The sequence below is a fragment of the Streptomyces sp. NPDC050806 genome (assembly GCF_055586425.1).
Genome location: NZ_JBVJIF010000002.1, coordinates 485,550 through 508,426 on the forward strand (window position 1 = coordinate 485,550; position 22,877 = coordinate 508,426).

The 22,877-nt window shown below is 73.5% G+C and carries 20 protein-coding genes and 1 pseudogene; 11 read left to right on the forward strand and 10 right to left on the reverse strand.

Translation table 11 applies throughout. The features are described from left to right. Positions 1 to 654: 654 nt before the first annotated feature. Together ACZ6WH_RS07655 and ACZ6WH_RS07660 are read left to right on the forward strand one after the other, a co-directional pair. Positions 655 to 1,104, forward strand: a pseudogene (locus ACZ6WH_RS07655) (alpha/beta fold hydrolase); the annotation flags it as partial. A 65-nt stretch (positions 1,105 to 1,169) separates the two neighbouring features. After that, on the forward strand, positions 1,170 to 1,586 hold the full coding sequence (locus ACZ6WH_RS07660; protein WP_469726748.1) for a hypothetical protein: 417 nt from the start codon (positions 1,170 to 1,172) through the stop codon (positions 1,584 to 1,586). A 359-nt stretch (positions 1,587 to 1,945) separates the two neighbouring features. Here the strand turns inward: ACZ6WH_RS07660 and ACZ6WH_RS07665 are convergent, their stop codons facing one another. Continuing rightward, a complete protein-coding gene (locus ACZ6WH_RS07665) occupies positions 1,946 to 2,161 on the reverse strand; it encodes a hypothetical protein (protein WP_234426847.1) in 216 nt (71 codons plus the stop codon). A gap of 261 nt (positions 2,162 to 2,422) precedes the next feature. Here ACZ6WH_RS07665 and ACZ6WH_RS07670 point away from each other — a divergent pair, with 261 nt between their 5' ends. Further along, positions 2,423 to 3,316: a D-alanyl-D-alanine carboxypeptidase family protein gene (locus ACZ6WH_RS07670; RefSeq protein WP_399705500.1), complete on the forward strand. Its 894-nt coding sequence runs from the start codon at positions 2,423 to 2,425 to the stop codon at positions 3,314 to 3,316. 86 nt (positions 3,317 to 3,402) lie between these two features. On the opposite strand, the gene ACZ6WH_RS07675 is transcribed toward ACZ6WH_RS07670, so the two are convergent. Further along, positions 3,403 to 4,572: an adenosine deaminase gene (locus ACZ6WH_RS07675; RefSeq protein WP_469726751.1), complete on the reverse strand. Its 1,170-nt coding sequence runs from the start codon at positions 4,570 to 4,572 to the stop codon at positions 3,403 to 3,405. 94 nt (positions 4,573 to 4,666) lie between these two features. Next, positions 4,667 to 5,422, reverse strand: a complete 756-nt coding sequence (locus ACZ6WH_RS07680; RefSeq protein WP_469726753.1) for a GntR family transcriptional regulator — start codon at positions 5,420 to 5,422, stop codon at positions 4,667 to 4,669. A 385-nt stretch (positions 5,423 to 5,807) separates the two neighbouring features. On the opposite strand from ACZ6WH_RS07680, the gene ACZ6WH_RS07685 reads away from it, so the two are divergent. After that, a complete protein-coding gene (locus ACZ6WH_RS07685) occupies positions 5,808 to 7,337 on the forward strand; it encodes an MFS transporter (RefSeq protein WP_469726754.1) in 1,530 nt (509 codons plus the stop codon). Positions 7,338 to 7,384: 47 nt separating this feature from the next. Then, entirely contained in the window at positions 7,385 to 8,863 is a 1,479-nt protein-coding gene (locus tag ACZ6WH_RS07690; protein WP_469726756.1) for an FGGY-family carbohydrate kinase, read from the forward strand. Between the two features lie 34 nt (positions 8,864 to 8,897). Here ACZ6WH_RS07690 and ACZ6WH_RS07695 read toward each other — a convergent pair whose 3' ends face one another. Next, on the reverse strand, positions 8,898 to 10,520 hold the full coding sequence (locus ACZ6WH_RS07695; protein WP_469726758.1) for a tannase/feruloyl esterase family alpha/beta hydrolase: 1,623 nt from the start codon (positions 10,518 to 10,520) through the stop codon (positions 8,898 to 8,900). A gap of 225 nt (positions 10,521 to 10,745) precedes the next feature. On the opposite strand from ACZ6WH_RS07695, the gene ACZ6WH_RS07700 reads away from it, so the two are divergent. Further along, positions 10,746 to 10,973, forward strand: coding sequence for a DUF6480 family protein (locus ACZ6WH_RS07700; RefSeq protein WP_432851677.1), 228 nt, complete (start codon positions 10,746 to 10,748; stop codon positions 10,971 to 10,973). A gap of 37 nt (positions 10,974 to 11,010) precedes the next feature. Here ACZ6WH_RS07700 and ACZ6WH_RS07705 read toward each other — a convergent pair whose 3' ends face one another. Next, a complete protein-coding gene (locus tag ACZ6WH_RS07705; RefSeq protein WP_469726760.1) occupies positions 11,011 to 12,774 on the reverse strand; it encodes a coagulation factor 5/8 type domain-containing protein in 1,764 nt (587 codons plus the stop codon). Positions 12,775 to 12,914: 140 nt separating this feature from the next. Beyond that, positions 12,915 to 13,418: a metallophosphoesterase family protein gene (locus ACZ6WH_RS07710; protein ID WP_469726762.1), complete on the reverse strand. Its 504-nt coding sequence runs from the start codon at positions 13,416 to 13,418 to the stop codon at positions 12,915 to 12,917. Positions 13,419 to 13,498: 80 nt separating this feature from the next. On the opposite strand from ACZ6WH_RS07710, the gene ACZ6WH_RS07715 reads away from it, so the two are divergent. Further along, positions 13,499 to 14,737 (forward strand): ROK family protein, encoded by a 1,239-nt coding sequence (locus ACZ6WH_RS07715; RefSeq protein WP_469726764.1) that lies wholly within the window; start codon positions 13,499 to 13,501, stop codon positions 14,735 to 14,737. Positions 14,738 to 14,794: 57 nt separating this feature from the next. On the opposite strand, the gene xylA is transcribed toward ACZ6WH_RS07715, so the two are convergent. Continuing rightward, positions 14,795 to 15,958, reverse strand: coding sequence for a xylose isomerase (xylA, locus tag ACZ6WH_RS07720; RefSeq protein WP_432851669.1), 1,164 nt, complete (start codon positions 15,956 to 15,958; stop codon positions 14,795 to 14,797). Between the two features lie 115 nt (positions 15,959 to 16,073). Here xylA and xylB point away from each other — a divergent pair, with 115 nt between their 5' ends. After that, positions 16,074 to 17,552, forward strand: a complete 1,479-nt coding sequence (gene xylB / locus ACZ6WH_RS07725; RefSeq protein ID WP_469726766.1) for a xylulokinase — start codon at positions 16,074 to 16,076, stop codon at positions 17,550 to 17,552. Positions 17,553 to 17,636: 84 nt separating this feature from the next. On the opposite strand, the gene ACZ6WH_RS07730 is transcribed toward xylB, so the two are convergent. Beyond that, a complete protein-coding gene (locus ACZ6WH_RS07730; RefSeq protein WP_469726767.1) occupies positions 17,637 to 18,371 on the reverse strand; it encodes a Mut7-C RNAse domain-containing protein in 735 nt (244 codons plus the stop codon). Between the two features lie 15 nt (positions 18,372 to 18,386). Further along, on the reverse strand, positions 18,387 to 19,049 hold the full coding sequence (locus ACZ6WH_RS07735) for a TetR/AcrR family transcriptional regulator (protein ID WP_432851663.1): 663 nt from the start codon (positions 19,047 to 19,049) through the stop codon (positions 18,387 to 18,389). A gap of 196 nt (positions 19,050 to 19,245) precedes the next feature. Between ACZ6WH_RS07735 and ACZ6WH_RS07740 the strand changes: the two genes are divergently transcribed. Further along, a complete protein-coding gene (locus ACZ6WH_RS07740) occupies positions 19,246 to 20,817 on the forward strand; it encodes a long-chain-fatty-acid--CoA ligase (protein WP_469726769.1) in 1,572 nt (523 codons plus the stop codon). Between the two features lie 15 nt (positions 20,818 to 20,832). On the opposite strand, the gene ACZ6WH_RS07745 is transcribed toward ACZ6WH_RS07740, so the two are convergent. After that, positions 20,833 to 21,642, reverse strand: coding sequence for an enoyl-CoA hydratase/isomerase family protein (locus tag ACZ6WH_RS07745; protein ID WP_469726771.1), 810 nt, complete (start codon positions 21,640 to 21,642; stop codon positions 20,833 to 20,835). A 206-nt stretch (positions 21,643 to 21,848) separates the two neighbouring features. On the opposite strand from ACZ6WH_RS07745, the gene ACZ6WH_RS07750 reads away from it, so the two are divergent. Beyond that, positions 21,849 to 22,223, forward strand: a complete 375-nt coding sequence (locus ACZ6WH_RS07750; protein ID WP_469726772.1) for a hypothetical protein — start codon at positions 21,849 to 21,851, stop codon at positions 22,221 to 22,223. Positions 22,224 to 22,287: 64 nt separating this feature from the next. Then, the gene (locus ACZ6WH_RS07755; RefSeq protein WP_399705463.1) at positions 22,288 to 22,785 is read left to right on the forward strand and encodes a winged helix-turn-helix transcriptional regulator; all 498 of its coding nucleotides are present in this window, start codon (positions 22,288 to 22,290) and stop codon (positions 22,783 to 22,785) included. The last annotated feature ends 92 nt before the right edge of the window (positions 22,786 to 22,877 follow it).

Here is a 22,877-nt window from a genome sequence, read left to right on the forward strand (position 1 = left end):
TATTGACCGTCGCGCAGGTTGCGGAGGCTGCAGAACTCAGGGGCCGAGCTGGGAAGACGGATGAAAGCGAAGAAACGGAACGTATCGCTCAGCCTTCATGGCCTCCGCTCGCGCAACGCGTCGCGGGCGCCGGCCTGGCTGACGGCGGGACCGCCGGTCGGCGAACGGCCGATGCGGGCGACGGCCGGACCGGTCGTGGGGCCAGCCGCGAGCGTCGTTAACCGCGCAGGCCCCCGGGACCGCGTCGACCCCGACTGGGCGACGGACGCTGCTTCACCCAGGTGCCTCCGATCACCCAGACGACATGAACCGTCCTGGCCTTCTCGACGGGGTCAGGACACCTTGACATTCTTGGGAATCACTTCGGGGCGGCTTCGGGAGAACAGGGCCGTATGGCCCCGCAGCCAAGAGGACCCTCCGACTCGGCGCACGAGACTGCGCTCCACCGGCTCCCGCCGCTTCGGCCCAGGCTCCGAACGTTGCGGATCCCACCGCACGCTGTGACCGGCCGTGACGATCCGAGCTTCGTGAGCGTCCAGCAGCGCAGCAAGATCCTCCCCGTGCGGTCCGGCCACCCACACCGCCGACACCGCTGAGCGCCAGGACCGCTCGTGCAGCCACGAGCGGAACCCGAACCACAACCGCGCCCCGTCGCGTCCGGAGCGCGGCTACGACACGCACGCGGTCGCCGCGCACGCCCACACCGCCGTGCAGGCTCTCGGAGTGTCGACCTACTCCCTGGTCGCCCACGACATCGGCGCCTGGGTCGCTTTCTCCCTCGCCCTCGACTTCGAGAGCCATCTGCGCGGGGTCGCTCTGCTCGACGCCGGAATTCCCGGTATCACTCTCCCGGAGGCGATTCCCGCCGACCCGGATCGGGCGTGGAAAACCTGGCATTTCGCGTTCCACATCGTGCCCGACCTGCCCGAGACGCTGCTTGCCGGCCGCGAACGCGAGTACGTCGGATGGTTCCTGAAGGCGAAGACCCTGTCTCCCGATACGTTCGACGACGCCGAGATCGACCACTACGCGGCGGCCGTCGCCGTCGACGGCGGCCTGCGCGCTTCCCTCGCGTACTACCGAGACGCCGCGGAGTCAGCGCGATAGGCCGTCCCTGGCGAACCGAGAAGGTGGCCCTGCTAGCTGTCCTGGACTCGTTCCCGACACGGGTGACCACCGATCTCGGGCCGGAGGCCGTGTGTCAGGGCGTCCTCGACGGCTTGGGCCTGCCGGCCGACTCCGTCGCTCCCGGACCACCTACCCCGCAGACTGTGCGATGCGCCGCCGAGAGCGCCGGCTCGGTGCTTGCCGACCTCGATGACACGACTCTCGGTGCACTGATCGACACGGCCACTTGTCATGTACACCTGATGAGCAGCTACCGGGCCGCGGTGTTCCCGGGGGACATGCTGACCTTCGAAGCGACGGCTCGTACCGGCGAGCACCTCGCTCAGTCCGAGGTCTGGCGGCCGTTCGTCGGCGGCCGGATCGAGAACCATTTGGTGCCGTTCCCACACGACCAGCTCCTCCGGCACGACGCCCTGGCGGTGATCGGTCCCACCCTCGCGCGCGCGACAACAACGTAGGACTCGGGTTGCCACCGGGCACGAGCAGCCGAGGAGGGGTACCGGACAGTGAATATCGGCCTGGCCGGCAGCGAGCCAGTGGTGCCTCGTTGTCCCCCGGCCCGGGCGATGGGCCGGGCCGCAGGGAAGGAGGGCGGCCGGTCCAGCACCGAAGCCGGGCCCGAGCGGCACCGGGGACTTGCAGATAAGTGGACGTAGCCGTTCTCTTGGGGCAAGTGACCAGGTGGCGCAGTCAGCGCCGATCCAGCGCGGGGCATCCGATGGGCCGGTACGGGGCCGGGGCATGCAGCCGGGTGGCGATGGGGAGGCGGAGGGCCGTACGGGTTGGCCGTGCGGCCCTTCGCGTGGGGGCGGTGGGGTCAGTCGGTGATCTTGGTCAGGCGGAAGGGGCCTGCGGCGCCGGGGCCGTACATGGCCGGCAGGTCCTGGCCCCGGGGGACGACGACGAGGGGTTCGTCGCGGTACTCCTTGAGGAATTTCTCCAGGGGCTGCCAGATGAGCTCCTGGTAGCCGGACTCGGTTCGCTGGCGTTCGAAGGACAGGGTGAGCGCAGAGTCCATGACGGTGACGCTCACGCAGTTCACCTCGAGCCATGCACCCCCGATCCAGGCTTCAAGCCGCACGTAGGACATGGCGTAACACTGCCTTGTCCGGCGGGGCGCTCGCAATCGGCCACGGCCACCGACTTCACGTCCGTCCCTTCGCGTCACCGGTCGCCCGACTGGTGTGCGAAGGGTGAGGCGGGTGGGGGAGCGCATCCATTGCTGCGATTCGTGCGTCTCAAGAGTGAGCGGCACTCTCATGTGACCGCACGGCAGGGTAATGGAGTACTCGACTTGAACATTGGCATCAATGGCACGCGTCGCGCGTCCGCGGTCCTGGTGACCGCGGGAGCGGTGCTGGCCGCCGGGGCGTTCGCCGCCCCGGCGCAGGCCGCCACGCCCAAGGCGCCCACGATCACCGCCAAGGGCGGGTTCGTGATGAACAACGGCACGGGGAAGAGCCTCTTCACCAAGGCCGCCGACTCCCGGCTTTCCACCGGGTCCACCACCAAGATCATGACCGCCCGGGTGGTGCTCGCGCAGGCGAACCTGAACCTGGATTCGAAGGTCACGATCCAGAAGGCGTACAGCGACTACATCGTCGACAACAACTGGGCCTCCTCGGCCAAGCTGATCGTCGGCGACAAGGTCACGGTCCGGCAGCTGCTTTACGGGCTGATGCTGCCGTCCGGCTGCGACGCCGCCTACGCCCTGGCCGACAAGTTCGGCACGGGGTCGACGCGGTCCGCGCGCGTGAAGTCCTTCATCGGCAAGATGAACACCACGGCCAAGAGCCTCGGGCTGAAGAACACCCACTTCGACTCGTTCGACGGCATCGGGAAGGGCGCGAACTACTCGACGCCGCGTGATCTGACGAAGCTGGCCAGCAGTGCGATGAAGTACTCCACGTTCCGTACGGTCGTGAAGACGAAGTCCACCAAGCAGAAGGTCACGACGAAGAGCGGCGGTTACCGCTACATGTCGTGGAGCAACACCAACAACCTGCTCAGCAGTTACTCGGGCACGATCGGCGTCAAGACCGGTTCGGGTCCTGAGGCCAAGTACTGCCTGGTCTTCGCCGCCACCCGGAGCGGCAAGACCGTCATCGGCACCGTCCTCGCGTCCACCTCGGTGGCCAACCGCACCGCCGACGCGAAGAAGCTGATGGATTACGGCTTCAAGAAGTAGCCGACGGAAATCGGCGTCAGTACGCGGGGCCGGGCCGGACGGGGGTGTTCTCCCGGCCGGCCCGGCCCCGCGCGCGAGCGGCCCGGTCAGGCCGCGGCGGCGCCGCGCACCGGGACATGGCCCAGGGCGCGGGAGTGCAGCCGGGCGTAGCCGGGGCGGATGACCTCGTTGATGAGGGCGGTGCGCTCGTCGAAGGGCAGAAAGGCCGCCTTGGCCGCGTTGACGGTGAACTCCTCCAGCTGTGCCGGGCCGTAGCCGAACGTGGTGGCCAGGTGCTGGAACTCCTGAGTCATGGTGGTGCCGCTGACCAGGCGGTTGTCGGTGTTGAGGCAGACGCGGAAGCCGAGCCGGCGGAGCAGGTCGATCGGGTGCCCGTGATAGCTCGCCGCGGCGCCGGTCTGCAGGTTGGAGGTGGGGCAGACCTCCAGCGCTATCCGCATGTCGCGTACGTAGGAGGCGAGCCGGCCGAGGCGTACCGAGCCGTCGGCGGCGATCTCGATGTCGTCGGTGATGCGGACGCCGTGGCCGATGCGGTGGGCGCCGCAGCGCAGCACCGCCTCCCGGATGGACTCCATGCCGACGGCTTCACCGGCGTGCACGGTCACCCGGGCGCCCTCGCTGCGGAGGTGGTCGAAGGCCGCGGCGTGCCGGCTCGCCGGGTTGCCGATCTCGCCGCCCGCGATGTCGAAGCCGGCCACGCCGCTGTCCCGGTGGGCGACGGCGAGTTCGGCGATCTCCAGCGCGCGGTCGGCGTGCCGCATGGCGCACAGCAGCGTGCCGACGCGGATCCGGCGGCCGTCGGCCGCGGCCCGCCGCTCGCCCTCGCGGAAGCCGGCGTTCACCGCGTCGACGACCTCGTCCAGGGTGAGTCCCGCGGCGAGGTGCTGTTCGGGGGCGAAGCGCACCTCGGCGTAGACCACGCCGTCGGCGGCCAGGTCCTCGGCGCACTCGGCGGCGATGCGGAAGAGCGCGGGAGCGGTCTGCATCACGGCGCAGGTGTGCGCGAAGGTCTCCAGGTAGCGCTCCAGCGAACCGGAGTCGGCGGCGTCACGGAACCACTCGCCCAGCGCGGCGGGGTCGGTGGTGGGCAGCGCGTCGTAGCCGGCCTCCTGGGCCAGTTCCACGACGGTGCGCGGGCGCAGGCCGCCGTCGAGGTGGTCGTGGAGCAGCACCTTGGGGGCCCGGCGGACCAGGTCCTCGGCGAGGGGGTGCGCGGGGGAGTGCGGAGCGTCGGTGTACTTGTCAGACAGCGTCATGGGGTCGGAGTATGACACGGCGTCCCGGGTGCGGGCGACCGCGTCTCATCGACGACCGGCCGGCACCGCACCCGGGACGCCGGGAAGGGCCCTGTCAGCGCGCCTGCCACACGGGAAGCGCCGGCGCCCCCGCCGGCAGCATGTGCTTGGCCGCGAGCAGCGGGGTGCGGTCCAGTCGTACGACCTGGGTGACCAGGACGGCGGGGGAGTCCGCCGGGCGGCCGAGCTGTTCGCCGCGCTGGCGGCCGAGCGTGGTCGCCACGATGCTGCTGCTGCCCGTCAGCGGCAGCTCGCGGCCGGCCTCCAGGAGGATCCCCAGCATGGACGAGGCCACCGAGGCGGGCCCGTCGAACGCGGAGGCCACGTCCGGCACCAGCTCGGCCAGCGTCTCGTCGCGGGCCGCCCACTCCTGGGTCAGGCAGGCCGGCAGCCCGCCGACCTCGATCAGGCTCTCCCAGAAGCGCACCCGGCTGGTGCCCGGCAGCAGCAGGTGCTGGGTGGAGAAGTCGGTCGGCTCCTCGTGGGCGCGGGCCAGCGCCGAGGTCCGCACCTGCCGGCCCTCGCTGAGCAGCTGCTCGACCGGCTTGAGGTACTCGAAGCCGCGCGGCGGCAGATGCGGGCTGACCGTACGTCCCACCCCGCGCCGTACGGTGATCGCGCCGTCCTCCTGCAGGAGGATCAGCGCCTCGCGCAGCGCGGGGCGGCTGACGCCCAGCTCGGCGGCGAGCCGCGGCTCGGTCGGCAGGGTGGAGCCCGGCGGGTAGGTGCCGTCCCGGATGGCCTCGATCATGCGCTCGTACAGCACGACGACCGGCCGCCGTCGATGCGGTGCGGGCTGTCTGCCGGCCATGTTCATCTCCCTGGGGCCGCGGTCCGACGTCGCCCCCGCGAGGGGGTGGCTGGCCGCGCGCTCGCGGCAGCGCGCGGCCCCCAGTTTCGCATCGCGGGAACGGGGCGTACGCAGCCCGCGGGAAGGAGCGGTGGGGTCCGGTCCCGCCGTCGGTGATCTTCAGGTGAACTCTTGACACCCTCCGGGGTGCGGGGTAGACCAGAGCGCACGACGCGTTCCTGTCTGACAAGTGACGCCGAACGAGCGTCGCCGATGCCACGTGACGCGCACGAGCGTTGCTGACGCCCTCCGTGCGGGACGGGCGCCCGGTGCAGCGGGCCGCGACCCGGCCGCGACCGTGCGACGCGTCCGCCCGCCACCTCTCCCCTCAGCCCCTGGAGCCGTCATGCCCTTCCGGAGCCGCGAGCGCGTGCGCACCGCGCCGCCACCCGCCACCCCGCGCTTCCTGCTGCCCTCGTTGGTGCTGGCCGTACTCGGGTACCAGATCAACGCGACGATGCTCAGCCCGGCGCTGCCCGACGTCGCCCGCCGGCTGGACACCAGCAGCAGCCTGGTCGGCCTGTCGCAGACGCTGTTCTTCCTGCTCGCCGCCGTCGGACAGGTCACGATGGCGCGGCTCAGCGACTACCGCGGCCGCAAGCCGATCATGCTGCTGTGCGGCGCGCTGCTCATCCTCGGCAACCTCGCCTGCGCCCTGGCGCCCGACATCTCCGTCTACCTCGCCGGGCGCGTCCTGCAGGGTGTGTCGGCCGCGATGTTCTCGCTCTCCTTCCTGACCCTCAACGATCTGCTCCCGCCCGCCGCCTTCGGCCGCGCCGCGGGCATCATCAGCGCCGTCAACGGCGGCTTCGCGGGGGTGGACGCCATCGTCGGCGGCCATCTCGCCGACACGGTGGGCTTCCGCGCGATCTTCCTCGGCGGCCTGCTGCTGTCGGTCGTGGGCACGGCGGCCGTGGCCCGGTACGTACCGGCCGTGGCGCCGAAGGCGGAGGGGGCCATGGACTGGCTGGGCGCGACCCTGCTCGCGCTGGGACTGTCCGGCGTGCTCGTCGGCCTGGCGCAGGGCGCCGGCTGGGGCTGGACGTCGGCGGCCACGCTCGGCTGCGTACTCGGCGGCCTGGCCGCGCTGACCGCCTTCGTCCTCGTCCAGCGGACCCGCTCGGGGAGCGCCGGCGACCCGGCCGCCCTCGAATCCGACGGCGCGGCCACCGGCGCCCGCCCGGCCGCCCGCACCACCACCGCCGTCATCGACATCCGGCTGCTCGCCTCGCGCCGGGCCTGGCCGCTGCTGCTGACGGTGACCCTCACCCTCGCCGGCGCGTTCGGGGCCCTCGCCCTGACGATCCCGCTCTTCACGCAGGACCCGCAGGCCGGGTACGGGCTCTCCGCGACCCGCTCGGCGCTGCTGTACGCGACGCCCGCCGCGGCGATCGGCGTGATCGGCGCCCCGCTCGCGGGCTACTTCGGACCGCGCGTCGGCTGGCGCCGCGTCGCGCTCGTCGGCTCGGCCGGTTCACTGCTGGCCTTCGCGGTCGCCGTGCCGTTCAGGGAGCAGCCCTGGGCGCTCTTCGCCGCGCTCGCCGTACTGGGCCTGACGTACAACGGCCTCAGCATCACCGCGCTCAACGGGTTCGCGGTCGTCTCCGCGCCCAAGGACCAGCAGGGCGCGCTCACCGGCCTGACCGGCGCCTGCTTCGGCATCGGCGCCTCCCTCGGCACCGCCCTCGCCTCCGGGCTGATCACCGCGGCGCGTACCGGCGGGGCGACCGGCTCCGCCGCGTACACCGGCGCCTTCGTGGCCGCGCTCGCGCTGCTGGCCCTCGCCATGGTCACGGTCCTCGCGATCAAGGCGGTTCCGGCGGACGCGGGGGAAGGGGCCCGCGACACGGAGCGCGTGCCCGCCGTCCACCTCTGACGGCCCCGGGCCCGGCCGGCGCCCGAGGACTCTGCGAACGTGTGCGCATGGTTCCTCACGCAGTGATCGGTGTCGACATCGGCACCTCCAGCAGCAAGGGCGTCCTGGTCGGGCCGGACGGCACACTGCTCCGCTCGGCGGTCCGCGAGCACGCCGTCGACCGGCCGGCTCCGGGACACGTCGAGATGGACGCCGCCGTCTGGTGGGAGGAGTTCGGCTCGCTCGTCCGCGAACTGACCGCGGACGGCGGGCCCGAGGTCGGCGCCGTCGGCGTCAGCGGCATGGGCCCGTGCGTCCTGCTCACCGACGCCGACGACGTGCCGCTGCGGCCCGCGATCCTCTACGGCGTCGACACCCGCGCCACCGAGCAGATCACCCGGCTGGAAGACCGGTTGGGCGCCGAGGAGATCAGGGCGCGGTGCGGCTCGGGGCTCAGCAGCCAGGCCGCCGGGGCGAAGATCGCGTGGGTCGCGGACGAGGAGCCGGCGGTGTTCGCCCGCGCCCGCCGCCTCTACATGCCCAGCTCCTGGCTGGTCCGCAAGCTCACCGGCGCCTACGTCCTGGACCACCACTCCGCGAGCCAGACCACTCCGCTCTACGACACCGTCGCCCGCGACTGGTACCCGCCGTGGACCGCACTGATCTGCCCCGACCTGGAACTCCCGCCGCTGCGCTGGTCCGGCGAGGCCGCCGGCACCGTCACGGCGGAGGCCGCCCGGCTGACCGGCCTGCCGGCCGGCATCCCTGTCATCACCGGCACGGTCGACGCCTGGGCCGAGGCCCTGAGCGTCGGCGCGCACTCCGTCGGCGACCTGATGCTGATGTACGGCACCACGATGTTCCTCGTCCACACCGTGCCGGGCCTGCTCACCGCGCCCGCCCTGTGGAGCACCATCGGCGCGCTGCCCGGCACCCGCAACCTCGCCGGCGGCATGGCCACCTCCGGCGCCGTCACCGCCTGGCTGCGCGACCTGACCGGTGCGCCCGGCTACGCCGATCTGCTGCGGGCGGCCGAGGCGTCCGGCACCGGGGCCAACGGCCTGCTGATGCTGCCGTACTTCGCGGGCGAACGCACCCCGGTCATGGACCCCGGCGCACGCGGTGTCATCGCGGGCCTCACCCTCTCCCACACCCGCGGCGACCTCTACCGCGCGGCGCTGGAGGCCACCGCGTTCGGCGTCCGGCACAACATCGAGGCCATCGAGGCGGTCGGCGGCGACATCCGGCGGGTCGTCGCGGTGGGCGGCGGCACCCGGGGCGGGCTCTGGACACAGATCGTCTCCGACGTCACAGGGCGCGAGCAGGAGGTGCGCGCCACCTCCATCGGCGCGAGCTACGGCGGCGCCCTGCTCGCCGCCCAGCTCCTCGGCGACGTTTCGGCCGACGACTGGAACCCGGTACGGGAGAGGGTCGTACCGGACCCGGCGGCCGCCGCGGAGTACGCCGGGCTGTACGGGCTGTACCGCGACCTCTACCCGGCGACGGCCGACGTGGTCCACGCCCTCGCCGCACGGCAGAACCGCTGACCGGGGCGCCGGCGACGGGCACGCGCCGTCCGGGTCAGCGGACGCACCGGAAGCTGTCCGCGCGGCCGGGGTCGCCGCCGGTGTACCGCGGCCAGCCCGGGTAGGTGCAGAGCGGACGCATACGGCCGTGCCCGGCGGGGGAGTTGTCGGCGACCACCGGGTGCGCGGGCGCGGTGCCGCGCTCCACCCAGGTGTCGAGGGCGCCGAGCGAGTCCCAGCCCGCGGCGAACGCGGCGTCGACGCCTGCGTGGTTGGCGCCGGGCACGAGGTAGAAGCGCGCGAACGCGTCCACCGCCCGCTTCCCCATGGCCTTCCGCATCCGCTCGGCGTACTCCACGGTCGACCGGTGGCTGACCAGTTCGTCGGCGGTGCCGTGCAGGACCAGCAGCCGCCCGCCGGCCGCCGCGAAGGGGCGCAGATCCGGGTCGTTGACGTCCTGGAGGGCCGACAGCGCGCTGATGCGGTCCCGCCAGGGGCCCGGCCGGCGCGGGTCGACCGACAGCGCGCCGGCCGCCGGGTCGCGGGTGACGAAGTGCTTCACCCACTGGTCCCAGAAGCGCACGCCGTATCCGCTGGTCTCCGGCATCGGGTCGGCCGGTGCCGTGGTGCCCATGCCCAGCCGCGGCGTCGTCATGTCGGCCCCGGAGAGGAAGGGGAAGCCCGGATAGCCGGTCTCGCCGCTTGCCAGGCGGTACGGCCAGGTGAAGCGGGAGGACAGCGTGCGTACGGCGCGGATCTGCGGGTCGGACAGGCAGCCGTCGCCGCGGTCGGCGCCGCCCCGGCAGCGCAGCACCCGCGGGTCGAAGCGGCAGCCCGCCTCGTCCGAGATCACGCCGTCGCGGAGCCCGTCGTCGCCGTCGCAGGCCGCCAGCACCCGGTCGTACAGCAGGCGTTGCTCCGCCTGGTTCAGGAACGCGCCGGGGCGCGCCAGGACCTGTGCCTCGTATCCGAAGAACAGGTCCAGGCTCGCCGCGTTCCAGGCCGGGTAGGCGGAGATCACGCCGTCGAAGTCGCGCGGCCACCGCTGCGCGACGGCCAGCGCCTCGCGGCCGCCGGTCGAGCCGCCCGCGAAGTAGGCGTGCCGGGGCGGCCCGTCGCCGTACCGCTTCCCGATGACGTACAGCGCCGCGTCGCGGGTCTTCTTCAGCGCGTCGCCCGCGAAGTTGCGCAGCGCCTCGTCGTTGCGGGCGAACGAGCCGTCGAGGGAGGGGTCGGCGGCCTGCGAGCGGTGGCCGGAGTCGCTCGCGAAGGTGGCGTATCCGCGGGCCAGCGGGGTGGGGCCGCCGGCCGGGCCGAACGGCACGTTGCCCGCGACGTCCGGCACGGCGCCGTCGTAGCCCCCGCCGCCGAACATCACCGCCTTGTGGTTCCAGCCGGCCGGCAGGCCGATCCGTACGGTGATGTCCGGCGCAGCCCGGTCCACCGGGCGCACGGCCAGCTCCACTCGGCAGTACGCGCCGAGGGCCGGGGTTTTGGGCACCTCCTGGGTGTCCGTCACCTCGCCGCCCCTGGTGGGCAGTCCGATGGCGGCGGCCGGGACGGCGGTGCCCCGGAGGCCCGCGCAGTCCGCGCGGGCCGCGCCGTGTGCCGGGGGCGCCGGCAGGGTGCCGAGCAGCAGGAGCAGTCCTGCCGCCGTCCAGGGAAGAACGTGTCGCATGCGCACCTCCGGGAACCCGCCGTTCATCACCGCACCGGATCCTGCGCGCGGTGCCGCTCCGCGGCTATGTGAACGGGCCCCACGGCGCCGCGCCGGATCCTGTGGGCGCCGGGGGTTCCGCCAGCCGGCGGGGCGCCGCGCTGAGCACGCGCCGCTGCCCCGGCACCGCGGCGGCACCGTGGTAGATGTTGCGTGCCCCGCGCCGCGAACAGGAGAGGCGTTCGTATGACCGAGCAGAACCCGGACCCGGACCCGCGGAGCACGCCGGGGCTGGAGCCCGGCGGTGGCGTGCCGCCGGGCGAGACCCCGCCCGCCGAGGGCAGCACGCCCTGGGCGGGTCCGCAGGAGACGTACAACCCGGCCAAGGGCTGGGGCAAGGGGCCGCTGATCGCGATCGGCATCGTGGTCGTGCTCTGCGCGGTCTTCTTCCTCGCCTACGCGATCATGCTGTGAGCCCGCCGGGGGCGGTGGGGGTCGCCCCCGGGGCGCCTCAGGGGTAGGAGACCACCTTCGACGGCACGGTGTCGGTGCCCGATGTGGCGGCCCCGGTGTCGTTGATGACGTGCTCGAACTGGCCGTGGCCGCTGAGCGAGACCACGAGCAGGTCGTGGAACTTCACCCCGGAGGTGCGGGGCGCCGCGAAGCCGTGGTCCTGGCGGATCGTCGGGTCCACGTTGTAGTAGCAGTAGCTGCCCAGGCCCCAGCCCTCGTGCGTGGTGACCGAGTCGGCGACCTTGTACGCGGCGAAGCCCTTGATGCTGCCGTTCTGGATGGCCGCCTGGTTCGGCGCGTCGTACGCCTTCTCGTTCTGGAAGAAGATGGTGCGGCCGCGTTCGCCGCGCCACTCCACGTCGTACTTGTTGAAGTGCTCGACGAACAGGCCGGTCGCGAGGACGTCGGCGCCGTTGACGCGGACGCCGTAGTCGGCGCGGTTGGTCTCCCAGCCGACGCCGTCGCCGTGGTCGGCGCGCCAGACCCAGGTGTGGTCGACGATCGTGTGCCGGCTGTTGATCACCATGCTGACGGTGGCCTTGCCCGCGCCCGCGCCGCCGATCCGGATGAAGACGTCCTGGACGGTGGTCGGGTTGGCGGAGTGGTCGGCGGACGCGCCGGTGGGGCCGACCTCCAGGAGGGTGGCGGAGTTGGTGGTGCCCGCGTCGATCAGGAAGCCGGCGAGCCGTACGCCGTCGACGTCGGCGACCTTCACTGCCGTCGCGCCGTTGTCCGGGATGATCGTCGCGTAACCGAGGCCGAGCACCACGGTGTTGGCGCGCTTGACCTCGATGGCCCGGTCGACGTGGTAGATGCCGGGCGTGAACAGCAGGTGGAGGCCCTGTTCGAGGGCCGCGTTGAGGGTGGCGGCGGTGACGCCGGGTCTGGCGACGTAGAACTGGTCCAGCGGCAGGGACGTGCCGCGGGGGGTGCCGTTGCCCCAGGTGGTGCCGCGGGCGTTCGTGCGCTTCTCGGGGAGGAAGACCCGGTACGCGCTGCCGTCCAGGTAGAGGAAGGGCTTCTCGCGGGAGACGGGGGTGGTGTTCAGAGTGGTGTACGGCGGTTCGGGGAAGCTCTGCGCCGGGGCGCCCTCGACTCCGGAGAAGACCATGTTCCACACCGCGTTGGTCCAGCCGCCCACCGAGCTGTCGCGGGTGTACCACTGCTGCTGCGAGTACGGGCCCACCGTGCCGTCGATGCGGCTGTCGGCGATGTAGCCGCCGCTGGCCCAGCCGTAGCCGTCGGGCGCGAGGTTCAGCCCGCCGCGGATGTGCATCCGGCGGAACGGCGCGGCCTGCGCCACCGCCCAGCGGTTGGTGCCGCTGACCGGGGTGAGGGCGAGGTTCTCCGCGGAACGCCAGAAGTTCTGCGTGGCGTTGCCGTCGAACCAGCCCGCGTCCACGGTGACATCGCCGTTGATGGACGTGTCGTCGGGGGAGAGGCCGAGCCCCGCGATGGAGGTGTAGAAGCCGAGCTGGGCGTTGAGGCCCTGGTACGTGCCCGGCTTGAAGAGCAGTGCGTACCGGCCGGTGCCGAACTGGGCTCTCTCCTGCTGCCGGAAGATCTCGTCCAGCTTGCCCTGGATGTTCGGGGTGCCGGGGTCGAAGACGATGACGTTCGGGCCGAGGTCGCCGCCGCCGGGGAGTGCGGCGGGCTTGCCGGGCGCGGCGGGTGCCGCGGCGGCGGGGGTGGCGAGGGCCGGGAGGCCGGCCGCGGGGACGGCTGCGGCCATCGCGGCAAGGACGGTGCGGCGTGCGGGCATGGCGTCTCTCCTTGTTCAGGAAATAAACGGTGGGGATTCCCTGGGAGCGCTCTCTTGCCCGACGCATGTTCATCGCATGGCGACATACCGTCAAGAGGTACGGACCAAATGGACTGTACTTTTCGTTGGTTGGACGCGGATCAGCGGCGAGGCGGCAGCCGGTGCAGCTCCACGTCGCTCAGCCTGCCGCCGGCCGCCGTCAGGGTGAGGTACGTGCAGTACGGCTGGCGGCGGCGGTCCGTCGGCGAGCCGGGGTTGAGCAGCCGCGGGCCGCCCGGCGCGACGGTGTCCCAGGGGATGTGGCTGTGGCCGAAGACCAGCACGTCCAGGTCCGGGAAGCGCTCGGCGCAGCGCCGCTCGCGGCCCTGCGCGGCGCCGGTCTCGTGCACGACACCGAAGCGCACCCCGCCCAGTTCGGCGCGTGCCACCTCCGGCAGCCGGGCCCGCAGCTCCGGCCCGTCGTTGTTGCCGTACACGCCGATGACCCGGCGGGCCCGCGCTTCCAGCAGGTCCAGCGTCGCGGTGTCCACCCAGTCGCCGGCGTGCAGCACGGCGTCCGCGCGCGCGATCTCCGCGAGGAGCGGGTCCGGCAGGACCTTGGCGCGCTTGGGCAGATGGGTGTCGGCGGTCAGCAGCAGACGCACCGGGCGGCCTCCCTGGCGTACGGGCTCGCCACGGTACACGTGGTCCGCTCCGGGGCCCGGTCGCATAGGCTCACCGGGCGATGAACAACACTCAGGTGCCGCCGGCGGCGAAGGCGGACAGGTCCACCGTGCGGCGGCACAACCTCAGCCTGGTGCTGCGGGTGGTGCACGACGAGGGCGAGGTGACCCGCGCGGCGGTGGCGGCGCGCGTGGGGCTGACCCGCGCTGCGGTGTCCTCGCTGGTCGAGCAGCTCATGGCCGGCGGGTTCCTGGTCGAGTCGGGCAAGACCTTCAGCGGCCAGGCGGGCCGCCCCGGCACCGTGCTGAAGGTCGCGGGCACCGGCCCGGCCGGGCTCGGCGTCGAGATCAACATCGACTACGTCTCGGTGTGCGTGGTGGACCTCGCGGGCACCGACCGGGTCCGGCTGACCACCCACCTCGACAACCGGGGCGTGCCTCCCGAGGAGGTCATCGACCGCGCCGTCCGGATCGCCGCGCGCACCCTGGAGTCCGCCGCCGAGCAGGAGCTGCGCCCGGCCGGGGTACGGCTCGCGGTGCCGGGCCTGGTCTCCGGAGGCACGGTGCGCCAGGCGCCCAACCTCGGCTGGAACGGGGTGGCGGCCGAGGGGATGTTCGCACAGGCCCTGGCCCGGCTGCGGCCCGGTGCGCGCCCGCTGCCGGTCGGCTCGGACAACGAGGCGAACAGTGCCGCCCTCGCCGAGCTGTGGTTCGGCGGCCTGGACCGGGTGCGCAGCTTCCTGTACCTGACGGGCGAGACCGGCGTCGGCGGCGCGCTCGTGCTGGACGGCGAACTGCTGCGCGGGGCGCACGGCTTCGCGGGCGAGATCGGGCACGTGGTGGTGGACCCGGACGGGCCCGAGTGCCGCTGCGGGGCGCGCGGCTGCCTGGAGCAGTACGCGGGCCAGGCCGCGCTGTTGCGCAACGCCGGGCTGGAGCAGGGCACGGCCGGGGTGCAGGGCGTCACGGAGCTGGAGCGGCGGGCCCGGCAGGGCGATACGCGTGCGGTGGCGGCGATCGAGGAGGCCGGGCGGCGGCTCGGGCTGGTGCTCTCGGGCGCGGTGAACCTCTTCGACCCGGACGCCGTGGTGCTCGGCGGCAGCTACCGGCTGCTGATGCCGTGGCTGGCGCCCGCCACCCACGCCGAGCTGGCCCGGCGTGTGGTGTCGGGCCTGTGGAGCGCGGACGGCGGGCGGCTGCGCGCCTCGTCCTCCTCGGGGGACGCCGCGCGGGGCGCCGCGGCCCAGGTCGTACGGGAGGTCCTGGCGGACCCGGTGGCGTACGAGGGGCAGCCGGGCTGAGCGGCCGGCCCCCGGGCGCGCCGCCGCGGACCCGGGGCGCCGCCCTCGCGCGGCCCGTCAGCCGACCGCGAGCAGGTGCTCCATGGCGAGCTGGTCGAGCCGCTCGAAGGCCATCGAGCGGCCCGCGGCCGCCGCCACGTCGAACTCCTCGTACGCGGTGCGGTCGGCGCGCAGCGCGGCGAGGCCGTCGGCCGCCGTGGGCTGCGCGAGCTGGTCCAGGCGGGAGTCGCGCAGCGCCTGCTGGACCTCGGGGTCGGCCCGGAACGCGGCGGCGCGCTCGCGCAGGATGAGGTAGTTGCGCATGCAGTTCTTCGCGGACTCCCACACGCCGTCGTAGCCGTCGGTGCGCACCGGCTTGAAGTCGAAGTGGCGCGGCCCGGCGTAACCGGCGGTCTCCAGCAGGTCCACCAGCCAGAAGGCCTGCCGCAGGTCGCCGGCGCCGAAGCGCAGGTCCTGGTCGTACTTGATGCCGTTCTGGCCGTTCAGGTCGAGGTGGAAGAGCTTGCCCGCCCACAGGGCCTGCGCGATGCCGTGCGGGAAGTTCAGCCCGGCCATCTGCTCGTGGCCGACCTCCGGGTTCACGCCGAACAGCTCGGGCTTCTCCAGCCGCTCGATGAAGGCCAGCGCGTGGCCGACGGTGGGCAGCAGGATGTCGCCGCGCGGCTCGTTGGGCTTCGGCTCGATGGCGAAGCGCAGCCCGTAGCCCTGCTCGGTGACGTACTCCGCGAGCAGGTCGAAGGCCTCCTTCATACGGTCCAGCGCGTCACGCACGTCCTTCGCGCCGCCGGACTCCGCGCCTTCCCGGCCGCCCCACGCCACGTACGTCTCGGCGCCCAGCTCGGCCGCGAGGTCGATGTTGCGCATGGTCTTGCGGAGCGCGAAGCGGCGTACGTCGCGGTCGTTGGCGGTGAAGCCGCCGTCCTTGAAGACCGGGTGGGTGAACAGGTTCGTGGTCGCCATCGGGACCTTCAGCCCGGTGGCGTCCAGCGCCGCGCGGAACCGCTTGACGATCGCGTCGCGCTCGGCATCCGCCGACCCGAAGGGGATCAGGTCGTCGTCGTGGAAGGTGACGCCGTACGCGCCCAGCTCCGCCAGCCGTTCGACGGACTCCACCGGGTCCAGGGCGGGGCGGGTGGCCACGCCGAAGGGGTCGGTGCCGGTCCAGCCGACGGTCCACAGGCCGAACGTGAACCGGTCCTCGGGGGTGGGGGCGTAGCTCATGGGACACCTCTCTTGCGTCGCACCTATTAGTAAAGCTAGAAAACAAATTAGTATGCGGCGCAGTCGCGGGGAAGCCCCACGGCGGACCGACCGGAAAATCCGTCAAGGAGGAAGCGTGCGCGGACAGCAGCGCGTGGTCATCGGCGTGGACAGCTCGACACAGGCGACCAAGGCCGTCGTCGTCGACGTCGAAACCGGCCGTATTCAGGGACAGGGGCGCGCCCCGCACACCGTCACCGGCGCCGACGGCGCCCGGGAGAGCGACCCGGAGGCATGGTGGAGCGCGCTCGGCGAGGCCGTCGCCGCCGGGCTGCAGGACGCGGGTGCCGCCCCCTCCGCCGTCGCCGGCATCGCCGTCGCGGGGCAGCAGCACGGCCTCGTCGTGCTGGACGCGGCCGGCCGGCCCGTCCGCCCGGCGCTGCTCTGGAACGACACCCGCTCGGCGCCGCAGGCCGCCGCCCTCACCGACGCGCTCGGCGGCCCGGCCGGCTGGCTCGCCCGGACGGGGTCGGAGCCGGTCGCCTCCATGACCGCCACCAAATGGCAGTGGCTGCGGGAGCACGAACCGGCCGCCGCCGACGCCGCCGCCGCCGTCCGGCTGCCGCACGACTTCCTCACCGAACGCCTCTCCGGTGCGGCCGTGACCGACCCGGGCGACGCCTCGGGCACCCTCTGGTACGCCACCACGACCGGCTCCTACGACCCGGGCCTCCTCGACCTCGTGGGCATGGAGGCGAAGCTGCTGCCCGAGGTCGCGCCGACCGGAGCGGCCCGCGTCGGGACGCTGACCCCGGCCGCCGCCGACGCGCTCGGGCTGCCCGCCGGGACCGTCGTGGCCGCGGGCACCGGGGACAACATGGCCGCCGCCGTCGGCCTCGGCCTGGGCGGTGCGGGGCTGCTCGACCACCCCGTGGTCAGCCTCGGCACCTCCGGCACCGTGTTCGCCGCCAGTCGCACCCGGCCCGCGGCACCGGGCATCGCGGGCTTCGCCGCCGCCGACGGCGGCCACCTCCCGCTCGGCTGCACCCTGAACTGCACACTCGCCGTCGACAAGGTCGCGGCCCTGCTCGGGCTGGACCGCGCGGACGCCGAGCCGGGCGGGACGGCGGTCCTCCTGCCGTACCTCGACGGCGAGCGCACCCCCGACCTGCCGCACGCCTCCGGGCTGCTCACCGGCATCCGCCACGACACCACCCCGCGGCAGCTGCTCGGCGCGGCGTACGAGGGCGCCGCGTTCACCGTGCTGCGCGCGCTGGACGAGCTGCTGCGCGCCTGCGGCCTGGACCCCGCGGCGCCCGAGGTGCGGGACCGCCCGCTGCGGCTGACCGGCGGCGGCGCGCAGGGCCGCTTCTGGCGGGACACCGTACGGCGGCTCTCCGGCCGCCCGCTCGTCGTGCCGCACCACACCGAATTGGTCGCGCTCGGCGCGGCGGCGCTGGCCGCCGGCGCGGTGACCGGGGACGACCCGGTGGGCATCGCGACCGCCTGGGGCGCGGGGGAGGGTGAAGCACTGCCGCCACTGCCGCGCGACCAAGCGGCCTGGGACCGCGTCGAGCAGGTGCTGGACCGGGCGGCGCCGACGCTGCTGCGCTGAGCGGGGCGGGGACGCGGGCCCGGGTGCCGATGGGCCGGGGCGCGGATGGGGGGCGGGGGCCGAACGGGGCCCGGAAGCGGGCCGTCAGGCCACCGCGTCCCCGAACTCCCGTACCGCCTCGTCCACGATGGCTTCCAGCTTGGCGTGGTGCGCCCCGCGCCAGTACACCCGGTCGCAGACAGTGCACTGCGCGAACACGTCGTACGTGCGCCGCGTGCCGCTCTCCAGCCGCTCGCCCACCGACTCCTTGTCCGCGTCCTTCAGCTCGCCGTTGCACGCCGTGCAGCGCGACCACGGGGCCAGCCGGGGCGCGAACCGGCCCAGTACGTCCCGGAGTTGCTCGTCCGGCCGGTCGCTGTAGACGAACGCGCCCGCCCAGAGCTCCCGGCGGCGCAGCAGACCGCGGTCCCGGGAGAGCAGCACGCGGCGCTGGGCCGCCGAGCGGGTGGCCAGTTCGGGATCGCCGATGTCCTCGCTCTCGTACGCCGCGTCCACGCCCAGCAGTCGCAACCGGCGTGCGAGCGTGCCGAGATGGACGTCGAGGAGGAAGCGCAGCGGTGCGCCGGGCACGCGCTGCGGCCGGCGGACCGCCAGCACCTCGACGCTCTCCCGCTCCCGCGGCACGTACGAGACCGGCCGCTCGCGGCCGTCGACGAGCACCGCGCCGACCTCCGTGAGCGGCACCCCGAGCGATTCGACGATGTGGCCGAGCGTGGACGAGCCGTCGGTGACGAAGGCCGTGGTGCCTTTGCGCCGGGCGGGCGCGGCGAGTCCGTGCAGCTCAGAGGCGAAGTTGATGGTGATCTCCGGACCGTTCACCCCCACAGCATGCCATCATTGCGCGGCGCCGGACCGGGGATTTTCCGCCGTGCCGACGACGCGCGCGTACTGGGCCTCCAGCCCCTCCAGCAGGGCTTCGAGTCCGGTCTCGAAGGCGCCCTCGTCGACCGACCGCTGGTGCTGGGCCAGCAGGTGGGCCTGGTCGAGGTGCGGGTAGGTGCCCGCGTACAGCTCCGCGTCGGTGGGGAAGCCGGCGGCGAACGAGCCGAGCGCCGAGCCGGTGATGAAGTACCGCATCGAGGCGCCGATGTGCGTGGCGTGCGCGCGGGGCCAGCCGGCCGCGACCAGGCCGCCGAAGACGGCGTCGGCCAGCCGCAGGGAGTGCGGGCGGTGGGCGGAGGGGCGCATGAGGGCCGGGACGAGATTCGGGTGGCCGGCGAGGGCCGCGCGGTAGGAGCGGGCCCAGTCGCGCAGCGCCGTGCGCCAGTCCAGGCGGCCGAACATCGACAGGTCGACCTGGCCGACGACCTGGTCCACGAGCGCGTCGACCAGTGCGTCCATGGTGCGGAAGTGGTTGTAGAGGGACGGGCCGGTCACGCCGAGGACGGCCGCGAGCCGCCGGGTCGAGAGGGCCTGGAGCCCTTCCTCGTCCACGATCCGCAGGGCCGCACCGGTGATCCGGTCGCGGCTGAGCAGTGGCTGGCGCGGGCGGGCCACGGTGCACCTCCTCGGCTGTGCGGCAGGCGGGGCCGGCCGGAGGTGGACCCTACACGGTGCGTGCCCGGACGGTCGCGGAGCACCCCTTTTCAGCGGCGTTACGGCGGAGTAGGGTGCGAAAAACTTGCACCGCTAGTTTACGGGTAGCGGTGGCGTCGTACACAGCGTCGTACACGGCGAACAGGAGCATCCGCACATGACCACCCTGTCCCTGGCCACGATCCTCGCCGAGGCCGCCCGCCGCCGCCCCGACCACCTCGCGCTCGTCGAGGGCGAGCGGCGGCTGACCTTCGCGGAGCTGTGGCGGCAGGCCAGGACCCAGGCCGCGGGGCTCGGCGCGCTCGGCGTGCGGCCCGGCGACAAGGTCGCCCTGATGGCGCCGAACACCGCCGAATTCCCGCGCGCCTACTACGCGATCCTCGCCGCCGGCGCGGTCGTGGTCCCCGTCCACCTGCTGCTCTCGCCGGGCGAGGTGGCACACGTGCTCCGCGACAGCGGCGCGAAGCTGCTGCTCTGCCACGCCGGCCAGGCGGCGACCGGCGGCGAGGCCGCGGCCGCCACGGGCGCGCGCATGGTCACGATCGGCCCCGAGGTCCGGGTGCCGGGCGCCGACGGCCGGCTGGAGGACCTGGCGGAGACCGTGGAGCCGCTGGTCACCTACGCGACCCGCGAGGCCGAGGACCCGGCCGTGGTCTTCTACACCAGCGGCACCACCGGCGTCCCCAAGGGCGCCGTCCTCACCCACCTCAGCCTGGTCATGAACGCCACCACCAACGCGTTCGACTCCCACGAGGTGCAGCCGGACGACATCACCCTCGGGGCGCTGCCGCTGTACCACACCTTCGGACAGACGGCGAGCATGAACTCCTCCTGGCGGCGCGGCGCCACGCTCGTCCTCCAGCCGCGCTTCGACGCCGCCGCGGCCCTGGAACTGATGGTGCGGGAGGGCGTCAACACCTTCCAGGGCGTGCCGACCATGTACGTACGGCTCCTGGAGGCCGCGGGCGAGGCGGCCGAACTGCCCCGGCTGCGGCGGTGCGTCTCGGGCGGCGCCTCACTCCCGGTGCCGGTGCTGGAGAGGTTCACCGAGGTCTTCGACACCGAGGTGTACGAGGGGTACGGGCTCTCCGAGACCTCGCCGACCGCGGCCGTCAACCAGCCGGCCTTCGGCACCCGCGCGGGCACCGTGGGCCACGCGATCTGGGGCGTGGACGTGGAGATCGCCGCGCCCGAACCGGCCGACCGCATCGAGCTGCTGCCCGCGGGCGAGCTGGGCGAGGTCGTCGTCCGCGGCCACAACGTCTTCGCGGGCTACCTCGGGCGGCCAGAGGAGACCGCGGCGGCGCTGGTGGGTGGGTGCGTAGCCGGCGGGGGAGGGTGGTTCCGCACCGGGGACCTCGGTACGAAGGACGCCGACGGGTTCCTCCGCATCGTCGACCGCAAGAAGGACCTGATCATCCGTGGCGGGTTCAACGTCTATCCGCGCGAGGTGGAGGAGCAGTTGCTGCGCCACCCGGGCATCGCGGAGGCCGCGGTGATCGGCCTGCCGCACGCCACGCACGGCGAGGAGGTCTGCGCCGTCGTCATCCGCGACAGGCACGCGGACCCGGCGCCCACCGCCCAGGAGATCATCGACTGGTCCAGGGAGCGGCTGGCCAAGTACAAGTACCCGCGCCGCGTCGAGTTCGTCGACGCCTACCCGCTCGGCCCCAGCCACAAGGTCCTCAAGCGCGAGCTGCGGGCCCGGTTCACGGACGGGACGGCGTAGGCGGGGCCCCGGCTCTCAGTGGTGGGTGCCGAAGTCCGGCGCGCGGCGCTCGCGGAAGGCGGCGACGCCCTCGACCGGGTCCGGCCCGGTGAGGTCCAGGGCCGCCGCGAGCCACTCCTGGTCCAGGTAGTCGCGCAGCGAGGGCGAGTTGCCGGCCGCGGTCAGCATCCGCTTGGTGAGCATCAGCGCGTCGGGCGCCCCGGCGGCCAGCCGTACCGACAGTTCCAGCGCCTCCTTCAGCGCGCTGCCGTCCGGCACCACCCGGTTGACCAGCCCCATCGCCTCCGCCCTGGCGGCCGGCAGCCGTTCGCCCAGCATCGTCAGCTCCGCGGCGCGCCGGGTGCCGACCGCCTGGGCCAGGAACCACGCGCAGCCGCCGTCCGGTACCAGTCCGCGTTCCACGAACGGCGAGGCGAAGAAGGAGCTCTCGCCGGCCACGGTCATGTCGCAGGCCAGCGCGTACGACCAGCCGATGCCGACCGCCGCGCCCTCCACCGCCGCGAGCACCGGCTTCGGCAGCCGGTGCAGCCGGTCCACCGTGCCCTGCAGCAGCCCCAGCCGCTTGGCCGGTCCCGCGACGCCGCGGCCCGGCATCCGGGGTGCCTTGAGGTCGGCGCCCGCGCAGAAGTGCCCGCCGGTGCCGGTGAGGACGACGGCCCGTACCGCGTCGTCCTCGGCCTCCCGCACCGCGTCCTCCAGGCCCCGGATCGCGCCGTTGCCCAGCGCGTTGCGGCGGGCCGGGCCGTCCAGCGCGATCTGCAGCACGCCCGGCGCGGGAGTGGTGGTGCGTACCTGGGTCTCGGGCGTCCCGCTCACGTCGCTCACTCGGCTCCTCCGGGCTCTTCGGGGCGGGACCACGCTAGGCCGCGCTGATCAGCGGCGTCCACCCTTGCGACAGGGAAAGGTGTACTAGACAGATACCGAATGGTATGCGTCGGTCGCCGTGTCCGGCCGCGCTTCCGGCGCCCGTACCGTGACAATGGCCGGAGCCACGGACGGTGGCGGACGGCGACGGACGGCGAGGCGGGGACATGCGGGTGGGGTTGCTACGAGCGGTGGGCGCGGCGACGGCGCTGTACGGCGTGGCCGTGACGGCCGTGCCCGATCTGCTCGCCCGCCCTTCGGGGCTGGCGGGCGCGGACGGCCGGGTGGCGGAGGCGACCCGGATCTCCCTGCGGCCGCTCGCCTGGCGCGACGCGGCGAGCGGTGTCGCGCTGGCCCTCGCTCCCGAGGGGCCCGCGCTGCGGACGGCCGCTCTGGTCCGGATCGCCGCCGACTTCGGGGACGCGGTCCTGCTCGGCGCCACGCTCCCGGACCCGGCCACGCGGCGGAAGGCCGTCGCCGTCTCCGTGGGCTGGGGCGCGCTCTCCGTCGTCGGCCTCCTCGCGCGCGGCAAGCGGGCGTAGCGGCTCCGGCCTGCTGGGTCTCGTCACAAGACCTGGCAGCCGGACCTTCCGTATCCTGACGGCCATGAGGCGCACTTCCTTTGCCCACTGGCCCTGCTCGATCGCCCGCACGATGGACCTGCTGGGCGACTGGTGGACGCCGCTGGTGCTGCGCGAGGCGTTCTACGGAATCCACCGGTTCGACGCGCTCCAGGAGGCGCTGGGCATCGCCCGCAACACCCTGACGGACCGGCTGCGCCGGCTGGTGGACGAAGGGCTGCTGGAGAAGCGGCCGTACCAGACCGAGCCGGTGCGGTACGACTACGTCCTCACCGAGAAGGGCCGCGACTTCTTCACCGTCCTGCTGGCCATGAACCGCTGGGGCGACCGCTGGCTGGCCGGCGAGCAGGGGCCGCCGGTCGTCTTCCGGCACGACCCGTGCGGGCACGAGAGCCATGCCGAGGTGGTCTGCGCCGACTGCGGCGAGCCGATGACGGCGGAGAACACCCACGCCCGGATGGGACCCGGCTATCCGGCGAAGCTGGCCGAACGCCCGGACGTACGGGAGCGGTTCGCGCGCTGAGCCCCGCCGCGCAGCGGGCGCCGCCGTCGGCCGCGCTCGCCGTCGCCGACCCTTGACAGGTGAGTTCATCTACACAACTTTGGTGGTCAGAA

Bases quoted from the DNA above. Each gene is read 5' to 3' on its own strand.
- ACZ6WH_RS07685 (WP_469726754.1), top strand. From the start codon at position 5,808: ATGCCCTTCCGGAGCCGCGAGCGCGTGCGCACCGCGCCGCCACCCGCC.
- ACZ6WH_RS07750 (WP_469726772.1), top strand. From the start codon at position 21,849: ATGCGGGTGGGGTTGCTACGAGCGGTGGGCGCGGCGACGGCGCTGTAC.
- ACZ6WH_RS07695 (WP_469726758.1), bottom strand. From the start codon at position 10,520: ATGCGACACGTTCTTCCCTGGACGGCGGCAGGACTGCTCCTGCTGCTC.
- ACZ6WH_RS07715 (WP_469726764.1), top strand. From the start codon at position 13,499: ATGAACAACACTCAGGTGCCGCCGGCGGCGAAGGCGGACAGGTCCACC.
- ACZ6WH_RS07755 (WP_399705463.1), top strand. From the start codon at position 22,288: ATGAGGCGCACTTCCTTTGCCCACTGGCCCTGCTCGATCGCCCGCACG.
- ACZ6WH_RS07675 (WP_469726751.1), bottom strand. From the start codon at position 4,572: ATGACGCTGTCTGACAAGTACACCGACGCTCCGCACTCCCCCGCGCAC.
- ACZ6WH_RS07740 (WP_469726769.1), top strand. From the start codon at position 19,246: ATGACCACCCTGTCCCTGGCCACGATCCTCGCCGAGGCCGCCCGCCGC.
- ACZ6WH_RS07680 (WP_469726753.1), bottom strand. From the start codon at position 5,422: ATGGCCGGCAGACAGCCCGCACCGCATCGACGGCGGCCGGTCGTCGTG.
- ACZ6WH_RS07700 (WP_432851677.1), top strand. From the start codon at position 10,746: ATGACCGAGCAGAACCCGGACCCGGACCCGCGGAGCACGCCGGGGCTG.
- ACZ6WH_RS07705 (WP_469726760.1), bottom strand. From the start codon at position 12,774: ATGCCCGCACGCCGCACCGTCCTTGCCGCGATGGCCGCAGCCGTCCCC.
- ACZ6WH_RS07690 (WP_469726756.1), top strand. From the start codon at position 7,385: ATGGTTCCTCACGCAGTGATCGGTGTCGACATCGGCACCTCCAGCAGC.
- xylA (WP_432851669.1), bottom strand. From the start codon at position 15,958: ATGAGCTACGCCCCCACCCCCGAGGACCGGTTCACGTTCGGCCTGTGG.